Source organism: Streptomyces sp. NPDC002328 (assembly GCF_042890065.1).
Classification (GTDB): domain Bacteria; phylum Actinomycetota; class Actinomycetes; order Streptomycetales; family Streptomycetaceae; genus Streptomyces.
Genome location: NZ_JBIARQ010000002.1, coordinates 47,119 through 59,711, shown reverse-complemented (window position 1 = coordinate 59,711; position 12,593 = coordinate 47,119). Strand labels below are relative to the sequence as shown.

Below are 12,593 nucleotides of genomic sequence, written 5' to 3'. Positions count from 1 at the left end.
AGGCAGCAGGCAGCAGGCAGCAGGCACAGGAAAGGGCGCCCGGTGATCACCGGGCGCCCTTCGCCGTTCAGCGCGGTCGCGCGAAGCGTCCGCTCACTGCCCCTGGTTCAGCTCGAACCAGACGACCTTCCCGGTGCTCAGCCGGGTGGCTCCCCAGCGCCGGGCCAGCCGGTTCACCAGGTACAGCCCGCGCCCGCCCTCGTCCGTGGCCCGCGCCTGCCGCAGCCGCGGCAGCTGCGGCACGTCGTCGCCGACCTCGCAGCGCAGCACATCGGTCCGCAGCAGCCGCAGCGTCACCGGCCGCGAGGCGTAGCGCACCGCGTTGGTGACCACCTCGCTCACCAGCAGCTCGACCGAGTCGGTCAGCTCCTCCAGGCCCCAGCGGGACAGCGCCCGCCGGGCCAGCTTCCGCGCCTTCCCCGGCGCGGCGTCCTCCGGTTCCAGGAACCAGTACGCGACGTCGCTCGGCGCGATCCCGTCGAAGCGCGCCGCGAGCAGCGCGATGTCGTCGTCCCGGTCGCCCGGCCCGAGCATGTCGAGCACCTCGTCGCACAGCGCCTCCAGCGGCGGCGGGTGATCGGGCCCGGTGAGCTGCGCGGTCGCCGCGAGCTTCTCCCGCAGCTGCTCTATGCCGGTCGCCACGTCCCGCAGCCGGGACTCCACCAGGCCGTCCGTGTACAGCAGCAGCGTCGCCCCGGCGGGCGCGTCCAGCTCCACCGCCTCGAAGTCGACGCCGCCCACGCCGATCGGCGCGCCCGGCGGCACCCGCAGCACCTCGGCCCGGCCGCCCAGATGCAGCAGCACGGGCGGCGGGTGGCCGGCGTTGGCGATGGTGATGCGGTGCGAGACCGGGTCGTACACCGCGTAGAGGCAGGTCGCCATGCGGTCGGTGCCCAGCCGCTGGGCCTGCTCGTCGAGGTGGTGCAGCACCTCCTGCGGCGGCAGGTCGAGCCCGGCGAGGGTCTGCGCGGTCGTGCGGAGCTGGCCCATGATGGCCGCGCTGGTCATGGAGTGCCCCATGACGTCGCCCACCACCAGCGCCACCCGGCTGCCCGGCAGCGGGATCGCGTCGTACCAGTCGCCGCCGACCCGGGCGGTCTCGGCGGCCGGCAGATAGCGGGAGGCGAGCCGTACGCCCGTGGGGCGCGGCAGGGTCTCCGGGAGCATCGTGCGCTGGAGCTCGTCGGCGATGTACGCCTCACGGTCGTACAGCACGGCCTTGTCGATGCCGAGGGCGCTGTGCGTGGCGAGCTGGGCGGCGACCAACAGGTCGTCGTTCTCGAACGGGATGCGGTCCGGGCGGCGGATGAAGACCGCCGCGCCGATCACCCGGCGCCGGCCGCGCAGCGGGGCCAGAATCGCGCGCTGATGGCCAGGGACCTCCAACTGGCTGTCTTCGCCCAGGAGTTCGGGCAGCGCGGCGCGGGCGGCCGGGTTGTCCGCGAACACCGGACGCACCCCGCGCAGCACCTCCGCGAGCGCCCCGCCGGGCCGTACCTCGCACAGCTCGGCGATCGCCGCCGCCAGCCCCGACAGCTCGGCCAGCTCCGGCGCCTCCGGCGGCGCGGCCAGCGCCGCGAAGCCGCTCTCGGTGTCCCGTTCCTCCGGGATCCGGTCGGTGCGGCGCAGCCGCAGCACCACCCGGTCCGCGGCCGGCCGCTCGTCGCCCACCGGGAGCGGGTCGCGCAGATAGACGAGGATCGCGTCGGAGAAGGTCGGCACGGTCGCCCGGCACAACCCCATCACGATCTCGTCCAGGTCGAGGCCGCGGGCGATCCGCCGGGTCGCGGCGCCCACGAAGCGCAGCCGGTCCCCGTCCCGCCGCATCGGCGTCGGCCGGCCCGGCGGCGGGATCTGCCCGGTACGGCGCTCCTGGCCGTCGGGGGCCTCGTCCAGCACCCGGTCCAGACTCCGGTCAGCGCGGCGCTCGGGGACCCGCTCGGGCCGCGCCTCGGCGCCCGGCTGCACCGGGATGGACTCGGGCGCGGGGCGCGGCCGGTGGGTGTCCGTCTCGGCGGTCGCCGGCTGGGAGTGCTCAGGCTCGGAACCGGCCGGATCTTGCCCCATGATGCCCTTGTTCCCCCTGCTTCCCTTGCTCCCTTTGCCTCCCGGTCCTGCCGCCGCGCCCGGACCGCCCGGACCGTGCGGCGCGGTGCCGCCCGGCGTCGCGGTGCCCGGGGTCCCGTCGGTGCGGGCCTGGGCCGCGGCGGACGGTAAGCCGGTCGCGCCGCCCGGCGCGTGCCCCGGGGTAGGCAGGAGCGCCCCGCGGGGGTCCGTGGGGTCGACGCCCTGGGGGCGTTCGTAGGAGGTGGGCTGCTCCGTCACGCGTGTCGAATCCGTCCGTCCGGGGCTGCGCGCCGCGCGCGCAGTCGGTCCCGCAGGAGTCCCGATACCCGGAATACGTGTCCCCGGAACGGAATTCCCGCGTGGTCAGAGGCTGTTCCTGTGCCACCGGTGGACCGTGCGCGGCCCCCCGGTGCCTGTTCCGAGCCGGCCGCGGCCCCGCCGGTGTCGCCCTCGTACCCCTCGCTCACGTCCTGCCGCCCCTCGGTGACGTTCGGTCAGACCCGGCACGTGCTCCGGGAGTTGCTGTTGCGCATCCTTGCGGAGGACGATCCTACGTTTGCTGCCCGGGGGCGCATCAAGGGTCTCATGTGGACATGTGCGCGGGCGTACGGTCCCAGTCCTCCGGCAGCAACGGTACGGCCCAGGACGGGTCCGGGCGCCAGTGCTGCCAGCCGTCGCGGTACGGGGACGCCCAGGCGGAGATCGCCCCCACCGCCGAACGGCCCGCCTCCCGGACCCGCTCGGCGACCTGGGCGCTCATCAGCCCGTCCGCCTGGGCCTGCGCGAACTCGTCCTCGTCGCGCCAGCCCCAGCTGCGGTCCGGGAACACGCAGATGTCCAGGAAGTGGTCCTCGGAGTCCACCCCGCCGTCCCAACGGGCCAGCGGCTCCTCCAGGTTGACGTACCAGTTCTTGAACTGCCAGCCCGGCTCCCAGAACAGCCACACCGACCAGGGCTCGCCGGGCCGGGCCAGCTTCAGCACCCCGGTGCCGAACCATCGGTCGCGCACCACGTCGCGTGGCTTGGTGTAGCGGGTCCGCAGCGGCTCCTGGTGCAGCGGGGTGCCGTCCGCGAGCACCGGCTTGACGCACTGGGTGCCTGGCGCCATCCACACGGCGAGCAGCTCCTCGTCGTCGCGGACGACCGTGACGGGACGGGCGATGTGGAAGCGCGCGCCGCCGTTCTCCCGGTAGCGCCACAGGATCTGATCCCCGGCCTTCCAGAAGGCCGTCGCACCGCCCGTTCCCACGCGTCTCACCGCTTCACCGTCTGCCATGCACAGATATTAGGTGCCCCGGGCATACGACGCTGCGGCACGCGTCACGGTTCTCGCACCGGCCGCGAAAGGTTACGGCCGTGTCATCCGCAGGACATCCAGCGCCTCGTCGAGCTGCTGGAGCGTCAGGTCGCCGCGCTCCACGTAGCCGCCGTCGAGCACCGCCTCCCGGATGGTCTTCCGCTCCGCCAGCGCCCTCTTGGCGACCTTCGCGGCCTCCTCGTACCCGATGTACTTGTTGAGCGGGGTGACCACGGACGGCGAGGACTCGGCGTACTCCCGGGCGCGTTCGCGGTGCGCGACGATCCCGTCCACGGTCCGGTCGGCGAGCAGCCGGGAGGCGTTGGCGAGCAGCCGGATCGACTCCAGGACGTTCTTGGCGATCACCGGGAGCATCACGTTCAGCTCGAAGTTGCCGGCGGCCCCCGCGGTGGCGACGGTGGCGTCGTTGCCCACGACCTGCGCGGCGACCATCAGCACCGCCTCCGGGATCACCGGGTTGACCTTGCCCGGCATGATGGACGAGCCCGGCTGGAGGTCGGGGAGGCTGATCTCGGCCAGCCCGGTCATCGGCCCCGACGCCATCCAGCGCAGATCGTTGGCGATCTTCGTCATGCCCACCGCGACGGTCCGCAGCTGCCCGCTCGTCTCGACGATGCCGTCCCGCGCGCCCTGCGCCTCGAAGTGGTCGCGTGCCTCCGTCAGCGGCAGCCCGGTGACCCGGGCGACCTCCTCGATGACGGCCGCGGAGAACCCGGGCGGCGTGTTGATGCCGGTGCCGACGGCGGTGCCGCCCAACGGCAGCTCGGCGAGCCGGGGGAGGGAGGCCTCGAGCCGCTCGACGCCGTAGCGCACCTGTGCGGCGTACCCGCCGAACTCCTGGCCCAGCGTCACCGGCGTGGCGTCCATGAGGTGGGTCCGCCCCGACTTCACCACGTCGGCGAACTCCTCCGACTTGCGGGCGAGCGCGGCGGCGAGGTGCTCCAGGGCCGGGATCAGATCGCGGGTGACGGCGGCGGTGGCGGCGATGTGGATGGACGAGGGGAACACGTCGTTGGAGGACTGGGAGGCGTTGACGTGGTCGTTGGGGTGCACGTCCCGGCCCAGCCGCTCGCTCGCCAGGGTCGCGATGACCTCGTTGGCGTTCATGTTGGACGAGGTGCCGGAGCCGGTCTGGAACACGTCGACGGGGAAGTGCTCGTCCCAGGAGCCCTCGGCGACTTCCCCGGCGGCGTCCTGGATCGCCTGCGCGACGTCCTTGTCCAGGACGCCCAGTTCGGCGTTGACCTTGGCCGCGGCCTGCTTGATCCGTGCGAGCGCCTCGATGTGCGCGCGCTCGATGCGCTGGCCCGAGACGGGGAAGTTCTCCACGGCCCGCTGAGTCTGCGCCCGCCACTTCGCGTGCGCGGGGACGCGGACTTCGCCCATGGAGTCGTGTTCGATGCGGTAGTCGCTCATACGGGGTTCAGCGTGGGGGGAGGTGCGGTTGTTCCTGGGAGTCGAGCCGCACGGACGGGATTTCGCCCCCGCCGACGGGCTGGATGTGCTCACCTTTGTTCCCAACCGAGTCGGGTGGTGGGTGGGCACCGGCCGGGGGTCCGGGGGCGGAGCCCCCGGGGACGATGGGGGTCCCCCCGCTCGAGCGAAGCCGAGAGTGGGGGAGGGAAGGGGCGGCGGGGGCGAAGGAAACCGTCGGCCCCGCCGCACCACGACACCACGACCTATGCCAGTCCAGGCCCCCGTACCGGGATCGACGTGAACGTCGGCGCGGGCGCCGGGTCCTTGAAGAAGTCGTTGCCCTTGTCGTCCACGACGATGAACGCGGGGAAGTCCTCGACCTCGATCTTCCACACCGCCTCCATGCCGAGCTCCTCGTACTCGACGACCTCCACCTTCTTGATGCAGTCCTGCGCGAGCCGCGCCGCCGGCCCCCCGATGGACCCCAGGTAGAACCCGCCGTGCGCCCCGCACGCGTCCGTGACCTGCTGCGACCGGTTCCCCTTCGCCAGCATCACCTTGGACCCGCCCGCCGCCTGGAACTGCTCGACGTAGGAGTCCATGCGCCCGGCCGTCGTCGGGCCGAACGACCCGGAGGCGTACCCCTCGGGCGTCTTGGCCGGCCCGGCGTAGTACACCGGGTGGTCCTTCAGGTACTGCGGCATCTCCTCACCCGCGTCCAGCCGCTCCTTGATCTTGGCGTGCGCGATGTCGCGGGCCACCACCAGCGGACCGGAGAGCGAGAGCCGGGTCTTCACCGGGTACTTGGTCAGCTCGGCGAGGATCGCGTCCATCGGCTGGTTGAGGTCGATCTTGACCACGTCGCCGTCGGACTCCAGGTGCTCGTCCGTAGTCTCCGGCAGGAACCGTGCCGGGTCCGTCTCCAGTTGCTCCAGGAACACGCCCTCCGCGGTGATCTTCGCGACGGCCTGCCGGTCGGCGGAGCAGGACACCGCGATGGCGACCGGGCAGGACGCCCCGTGCCGCGGCAGCCGCACCACGCGCACGTCGTGGCAGAAGTACTTGCCGCCGAACTGCGCCCCGATCCCGATCTTCTGCGTGAGCTCGAAGACCTTCTCCTCCAGCTCCTTGTCCCGGAACCCGTGCCCGAGCGGCGAGCCCTCGGCCGGGATCTCGTCCAGGTAGTGCGCGGAGGCGTACTTCGCGGTCTTCAGCGCGTACTCGGCGCTCGTACCGCCCACCACGATCGCGAGGTGGTACGGCGGACAGGCGGCCGTGCCCAGCGAACGGATCTTCTGCTCCAGGAACTTCATCATGGAGGCCTCGCTCAGGACGGCCTTCGTCTCCTGGTACAGGAACGACTTGTTGGCCGAACCCCCGCCCTTGGCCATGAAGAGGAACTTGTACGCGCCGCCGTCGGCGGCGTACAGCTCGATCTGCGCCGGCAGGTTGGAGCCGGTGTTCTTCTCCTCCCACATGGTGAGCGGAGCCATCTGCGAGTAGCGGAGGTTCAGCTTCGTGTACGCGTCGTAGATGCCGCGGGACAGCGCCTCCTCGTCCCGCCCCGGCGTGAGCACGTTCTGCCCGCGCTTGCCCATCACGATCGCCGTACCGGTGTCCTGGCACATCGGCAGCACGCCGGCGGCCGCGATGTTCGCGTTCTTCAGCAGGTCCAGCGCGACGAACTTGTCGTTGCCGGACGCCTCGGGGTCGTCGATGATCCGGCGCAGCTGCGCGAGGTGGGCCGGGCGCAGATAGTGCTGGATGTCGTGGATCGCCTCCTCGGCGAGCTTGCGCAGCGCCTCCGGCTCCACCTTGAGGAACGTCCGCCCGTCGGCCTCGAAGGTGGAGACACCCTCGGAGGTCACCAGCCGGTAGGGGGTGGTGTCCTCTCCCATGGGGAGCAGATCGGTGTACTCGAACTCAGGCATGTCGCCCATTCCTCACTCGACAGACAGCGCGGCTGGCCTCCGTTGGCAGCGTCCACCAGCGTAGAACCTGCCCTTCGGCGCCGAGCTTGTGAGGTAAGGCTCAGTTCGTCGGCGGGGAGCCGCCGAGAGGGGCTATCGCGATCTATCGTGTATCGGTACGCTGCTGTCGTGGACCTTCAGAAGCGGGCTCAGCCCCATGACGCGGCGGACACGGCGTCGCGCGCCCCCGTCGCCGAACTGCGCGCCTCGGACGCCGACCGTGACCGCATCGCCGACATCCTGCGCGACGCCCTCGCCGAGGGCCGGCTCACCGCCGAGGAGCACGCCGAGCGCGTCGAGGGCGTCCTCGGCGCCAAGACGGTCGGCGAACTGGACGTGTTCATACGGGATCTGCCCGCCGCACACCAACGGCATGCACCGCCGCACGCGCCCGTCCCGCACCGCCCGCCGGCCGGCGCGATCCCCGCCGACCCGGACGACAACCTGGTCGCGGTCTTCAGCAACAGCGTCCGCAAGGGCCGTTGGCGCGCGGGCCGCCGCATCCACGCCTACGCGATCTTCGGCAGCGTCGAGATCGACCTCAGCGAGGCGCTGTTCGAGTACCGGCAGGTCGTGATCAAGGCCTTCTCGATCTTCGGCAACATCGAGATCTACGTCCCGGAGAACATCTCGCTGCGCGGCACCGGCGGCGGCGTCCTCGGCAACTTCGAGGTGGACACGCTCGACTCGACCGACCCGGACGCCCCGGTCGTCTACATCGAGGGCTGGGCCGTCCTCGGCAACATCGAGGGCCGTCCGAAGCGGGGGCGACTCATCGCGGACATCCTCGACCGCGTCCACCGCAAGGTCGACCGGAGTTTGCGCAAGCACCTCGACCGTTGACGGTTGTGAACCAGGCTCACTCGACCGGCGGTAGAGAACCCTGTGCATAGGCGCGCGCACAGCGGGTAGGGCTTGCTCCATCGTCTCTCGCTCGCGAAGCCGTCGTCAGGAGTAGACCGTGCTGCAACCGCCGCATTCGTCCCTGCAGGTCGCCGCCGTTCCGGCCCAGCGGGTGCCAGCGCGCGACAGGGACCAAGACGCTCCATGGCACACCGAGGCGGTGTGCCGGCGCGACGAGGCGGGCCTGTTCTTCGCCCCGTCGAAGGAGCCCACCGCCGCTCGGCTCTCGCGCGAGGAGGCGGCCAAGCGGGTCTGCGCCCGGTGTCCCGTGATGGTGGAGTGCCGCGAGCACGCCCTCCTGCAACCCGAGCCGTACGGCGTCTGGGGCGGCCTCACCGCCGCCGAACGCCGCGTGGTCCTGGCCCGGCGCCGCCGCCGCGACCTGGACCTGACCAAGACGACGAGGCCGACGGACCGCATAGCCGCAGCAGGCTGAGCAACGAAAAGGGCGCCCCCTCCGCACAGGGGACGCCCTTCTCCGTTGTCGCGGGCACGTGCGCTTCTAGGCGGGGGCGCAAGTCTCCAGGGGCGTGGGGCGGTATCGATCTGCGGCTCCGCCGCGTGGGCGCGACCAGCCACAGCGGGCCCGCACACAACCTCAACGCCCGCAGTCCCCCGCGTAAAGCCCGCGCAGCTACTTCGCGCGGTCGAAGTCGATCGCCGAGTAGGCCCGCAGCTTGCTCAGCCGGTGCTCGGAGTCGATCCGCCGGACCGTGCCCGAGCGCGACCGCATCACGATCGAGTCGGTCGTGGCCGTCTCCGCCCGGTACCGCACTCCGCGCAGCAGCTCCCCGTCCGTGATCCCGGTGGCGACGAAGAACACGTTGTCGCCCTGCACCAGGTCCTCGGTCGTCAGCACACGGTCCAGATCGTGCCCGGCGTCGACCGCCCGCTGCCGTTCCTCGTCGTCCTTGGGCCACAGCTTGCCCTGGATGGTGCCGCCCAGGCACTTCACGGCGCAGGCCGAGATGATGCCCTCGGGCGTCCCGCCCACGCCGAGCAGCAGGTCGATGCCGGTGCCCTCGCGCAGCGCCAGGATGGAGCCGGCGACATCGCCGTCGGAGATCAGCTTGATGCGCGCCCCGGTGGCCCGGATCTCGTCGATGATGCCCTCGTGCCGCGGCCGGTCCAGGATGACGACGGTGACGTCCTCGGGCGTGCCCCGCTTGGCCTTGGCGACCCGGCGGATGTTCACCGAGACCGGCGCGTCGATGTCGACGAAGTCGGCGGCCTCGGGGCCGGTGACCAGCTTGTCCATGTAGAACACGGCGGACGGGTCGAACATCGCCCCGCGCTCGGTGGCCGCGAGGACGGCGATCGCGTTCGGCATGCCCTTGGCCGTCAGCGTGGTGCCGTCGATCGGGTCGACGGCGATGTCCACCTCGGGCCCCGTCCCGTCACCGACGCGCTCGCCGTTGAAGAGCATCGGGGCCTCGTCCTTCTCGCCCTCGCCGATGACGACCACGCCGTTCATCGACACGGTGGAGACGAGGGTCCGCATGGCGCGCACCGCGGCGCCGTCGGCGCCGTTCTTGTCGCCGCGCCCGACCCAGCGGCCCGCGGCCATCGCCGCGGCTTCGGTGACCCGGACCAGTTCGAGGGCGAGGTTGCGGTCAGGGGCCTCGGAGGGCACGTCCAGTTCGGACGGCAGATGATGATGCTCGGTCATCGGAGCGCACCTTTCTGATACGACGACGGCCGGATGAGGGTTCGAAACCCGACTCTATCGTCAGTACGACAAAATGAGCAGGGGACCCCACGGATGAGCGCCTCGGGCACCTGCGACGATAGGGGCGTGGCAGGTTCGAAAGGCAAGACGCAGACGGTCCGGGACATGGTGCTCTCCCTGGGCCTGATCATGGTCGCCGGGTTGGTCATGTACCTCTTCATCCCGCACGACGACAGCCCGCCCGAGACCAAGGCGGTCGACTACCGCGTGGAGCTGCTCACGGCCCGCCGGGCGGCCTCGTACCCGGTGGCCGCGCCCGAGGGCCTGCCGTCGACCTGGAAGGCGACCTCCGTCCGGTTCCGGGGCGACCAGTTCGACGCCTGGCACCTGGGCTTCCACATCCCCGACGGGGAGTACGTCCAGGTCGAGCAGTCCACTCAGAAGCGCTCCACGTTCGTCGACGAGGCGACCCAAGGCGCGAGCCGGACCGAGCGGACCGAGCAGCTGGGCGGCCGGACCTGGGTCCGCTACTCCGACGGCCGCTACGACGCCCTGGTGCTGGAGAGCAAGGACGGCTCGACGACGGTGGTCGCCGGCACCGCGTCCTGGGCCAGGCTGGCGCAGATGGCGGAGGCGCTGAAGACGACCTGACCGCGGCACCGCGCGCCGCGGACGGCGCAGCGGACGTGACGGACGGAGGCCCCCGGCGATCGCGCCGGGGGCCTCCGTCGGTTCGTCTATGTCATCCGGCTCATCCGGCTCATCCGGCTCATCCGCGATCTCGGATCGTTCAGACCGTGGTGACGACGTCCTCGTACGCCAGACGCGGGGAGCGCGGGTAGGAGGCGTCCTCGCCCGGCTTGCCGATGTTGACGACCATCAGCGGGGTGTGGTCGTCGTCGAGGAACTCCTTGCGGACGCCCTCGAAGTCGAAGCCGGTCATCGGGCCGGCGGCGAGGCCCGCGGCCCGGACGCCGACGATGAAGTAGGCGGCCTGGAGCGCGGCGTTCACCGTGGCGGAGCCCTCACGGGCGGCGCGCTCGGCGAAGAAGACGTCCTTGGCCTGCGGGAACGCCGGGAACAGGGTCGGCAGCTCCTCGTGGAACTCGTTGTCCGCGGCGAGGATCGCGACCAGCGGCGCGGTGGCCGTCTTGGCCTGGTTGCCCTCGGCCATGTGCTGGACGAGACGCTCGCGGGCCTCGGGGGAGCGGACCAGGGTGATGCGCAGCGGGGTCTGGTTGAAGGCGGTCGGCCCGTACTTGACCAGGTCGTAGATCGCCTGCACCTGCTCCTCGGTCACCGGCTCGTCGGTGAAGGCGTTCGCAGTGTGGGCCTCGCGGAACAGCAGGTCCTGGGCGGCGGGGTCAAGAACGAAAGACATGCGGGAACTTCCTCGAGTGCGCGTCCGGATCCGGCGGGGCCGGACCGGCTGACAGGACGACCGTACGCCAAGGAAGTTCAACGTTCAACAAGGCGGGCCGGTGAGGCCGCGGTCGGTGATCCACCTCACACGGCCACCCCCTCCGGACGTCCCCTCCGGCCCCCTCCGGACACCCCCTGCGAGGCTGCTACTCCCTGCCCCCGGAGGACTCGCCCTCCTCCCCCTCCTCCTCGGCCAGCGCGGCGTCCAGCCGGGCCCGCGCGCCCTCCAGCCAGCGCCGGCACACCTTGGCCAGTTCCTCACCGCGCTCCCACAGGGCGAGGGACTCCTCCAGCGACGTACCCCCCGCCTCCAGGCGGCGCACCACCTCGATCAGCTCGTCGCGCGCCTGCTCGTATCCGAGCGCCTCGTCCGTCCTGCTCGTCATGCGTCCGATCCCTGCTCGTCGACAACCACCATGAACTCACCCTCGGCGACCCGCGCCCTCAACGGCTCCCGCGCCGCCACCTCGCCCGGCCCCCGGACCACATGCCCGTCGGACTTCTGGAGCACCGCGTACCCCCGCTTCAGCGTCGCGGCGGGGGAGAGCGCCACCACGCGCGCGTGCGTGTGCGTCAGCTCGGAGTCCGCACGGTCCAGGAGATGCCTGAGCGTGCGCCGCGACCGGTCGGTCAGCGAGGCGAGATGGTCCGCCCGCTCGTCGATCATCCGGTGCGGATCCTGTATCACCGGCCGCGCCAGCGCGTGGGCGAGCCCGCGCTCCTCCCGCTCCACGTACGCCTCCACGCACCGCCGGGCCCGGCCGCGCAGCATCCGCACCCGCTCCAGCTCCTCGCCCACGTCCGGCACGACCTTCTTCGCCGCGTCGGTCGGCGTCGAGGCGCGCAGGTCGGCCACGTGGTCCAGCAGCGGGTTGTCGGGCTCGTGCCCGATCGCCGACACCACCGGCGTGGAACAGGCGGCCACCGCCCGGACCAGCTGCTCGTCGGAGAACGGCAGCAGATCCTCCACGCTCCCGCCGCCCCGCGCGACGATGATGACGTCGACGTCCCGCAGGGCGTCCAGCTCCTTCACGGCCTGGACGACCTGCGGCACCGCGTGCACGCCCTGCACCGCGACGTTGCGCACCTCGAAGCGGACGGCGGGCCAGCGGTGCCGGGCGTTCTCCAGCACGTCCCGCTCGGCCGCCGAGGCCCGCCCGCAGACGAGCCCGATCAGCTGCGGCAGGAACGGCAGCGCCTTCTTCCGCTCGACGGCGAACAGCCCCTCCGCGGCCAGCGACCTCTTCAGCTGCTCCAGCCGCGCGAGCAGCTCCCCGACCCCCACCGGCCGTATCTCGACCGCGCGCAACGACAACTGCCCACGCGGCGCGTACCACTCCGGCTTGGCGTGCACGACGACCCGCGCGCCCTCCCCGACGACGTCAGCGACCGCGTCGAACACCTGCCGGAAGCAGGTCACGCTCACAGAGACATCGTGCGAGGGATCCCGCAACGTGAGAAACACGACGCCCGCGCCCGGACGCCGAGACAACTGGGTGATCTGCCCCTCGACCCACACCGCGCCGAGCCGCTCGATCCACCCCCCGATGAGCCGGGACACCTCACCCACGGGCAGGGGGGCGTCCGCGGACGTGTTGACAGCCATGCCGCGAGGGTAGTGGCCCCGACTGACAATGCGCCTTGACGCGCCTTCTGACGCGTGGACCGGCGAACTCGGTCCTTCCGGCGCCTTCTGGCACGAGGGATCGGTGCAACCAGCCCCACCGGGTGCCTTCTGGATGTGGGGCGGTGAAATCAGCCCCTCCGGGTGCCTTCTGGACGTAGGTCGGTTGAATCAGCCCGTCCGGCGTTTGAGGACGAGGCCCGT

The 12,593-nt window shown here is 71.7% G+C and carries 11 protein-coding genes; 3 read left to right on the top strand and 8 right to left on the bottom strand.

From position 1 onward, the window contains the following. Positions 1 to 93: 93 nt before the first annotated feature. The 4 genes from ACFYX4_RS06630 to ACFYX4_RS06615 form a co-directional block, all read right to left on the bottom strand. Positions 94 to 2,325, bottom strand: coding sequence for a SpoIIE family protein phosphatase (locus ACFYX4_RS06630; protein ID WP_389326985.1), 2,232 nt, complete (start codon positions 2,323 to 2,325; stop codon positions 94 to 96). A 325-nt stretch (positions 2,326 to 2,650) separates the two neighbouring features. Further along, positions 2,651 to 3,343, bottom strand: coding sequence for a DUF402 domain-containing protein (locus ACFYX4_RS06625; protein WP_389326982.1), 693 nt, complete (start codon positions 3,341 to 3,343; stop codon positions 2,651 to 2,653). A 72-nt stretch (positions 3,344 to 3,415) separates the two neighbouring features. Further along, a complete protein-coding gene (locus tag ACFYX4_RS06620) occupies positions 3,416 to 4,801 on the bottom strand; it encodes a class II fumarate hydratase (RefSeq protein WP_389326979.1) in 1,386 nt (461 codons plus the stop codon). Positions 4,802 to 5,064: 263 nt separating this feature from the next. After that, positions 5,065 to 6,741, bottom strand: coding sequence for a fumarate hydratase (locus tag ACFYX4_RS06615; RefSeq protein WP_389326976.1), 1,677 nt, complete (start codon positions 6,739 to 6,741; stop codon positions 5,065 to 5,067). A gap of 159 nt (positions 6,742 to 6,900) precedes the next feature. On the opposite strand from ACFYX4_RS06615, the gene ACFYX4_RS06610 reads away from it, so the two are divergent. Together ACFYX4_RS06610 and ACFYX4_RS06605 are read left to right on the top strand one after the other, a co-directional pair. Further along, entirely contained in the window at positions 6,901 to 7,614 is a 714-nt protein-coding gene (locus ACFYX4_RS06610) for a DUF1707 domain-containing protein (RefSeq protein WP_389326973.1), read from the top strand. 118 nt (positions 7,615 to 7,732) lie between these two features. Next, the gene (locus ACFYX4_RS06605) at positions 7,733 to 8,110 is read left to right on the top strand and encodes a WhiB family transcriptional regulator (protein WP_389326970.1); all 378 of its coding nucleotides are present in this window, start codon (positions 7,733 to 7,735) and stop codon (positions 8,108 to 8,110) included. A 198-nt stretch (positions 8,111 to 8,308) separates the two neighbouring features. On the opposite strand, the gene glpX is transcribed toward ACFYX4_RS06605, so the two are convergent. Further along, a complete protein-coding gene (gene glpX / locus ACFYX4_RS06600; RefSeq protein ID WP_389326967.1) occupies positions 8,309 to 9,343 on the bottom strand; it encodes a class II fructose-bisphosphatase in 1,035 nt (344 codons plus the stop codon). 126 nt (positions 9,344 to 9,469) lie between these two features. Here glpX and ACFYX4_RS06595 point away from each other — a divergent pair, with 126 nt between their 5' ends. Beyond that, positions 9,470 to 9,994: a DUF4245 domain-containing protein gene (locus ACFYX4_RS06595; protein ID WP_389326964.1), complete on the top strand. Its 525-nt coding sequence runs from the start codon at positions 9,470 to 9,472 to the stop codon at positions 9,992 to 9,994. A gap of 139 nt (positions 9,995 to 10,133) precedes the next feature. Here ACFYX4_RS06595 and ACFYX4_RS06590 read toward each other — a convergent pair whose 3' ends face one another. From ACFYX4_RS06590 to xseA, 3 genes are all read right to left on the bottom strand, one after another. After that, a complete protein-coding gene (locus tag ACFYX4_RS06590; protein WP_389326961.1) occupies positions 10,134 to 10,724 on the bottom strand; it encodes a malonic semialdehyde reductase in 591 nt (196 codons plus the stop codon). 187 nt (positions 10,725 to 10,911) lie between these two features. Then, a complete protein-coding gene (locus ACFYX4_RS06585; RefSeq protein ID WP_389326958.1) occupies positions 10,912 to 11,151 on the bottom strand; it encodes an exodeoxyribonuclease VII small subunit in 240 nt (79 codons plus the stop codon). Continuing rightward, the gene (gene xseA / locus ACFYX4_RS06580) at positions 11,148 to 12,371 is read right to left on the bottom strand and encodes an exodeoxyribonuclease VII large subunit (protein ID WP_389326955.1); all 1,224 of its coding nucleotides are present in this window, start codon (positions 12,369 to 12,371) and stop codon (positions 11,148 to 11,150) included. Before xseA ends, ACFYX4_RS06585 begins: the two co-directional genes overlap by 4 nt. Between the last annotated feature and the right edge of the window lie 222 nt (positions 12,372 to 12,593).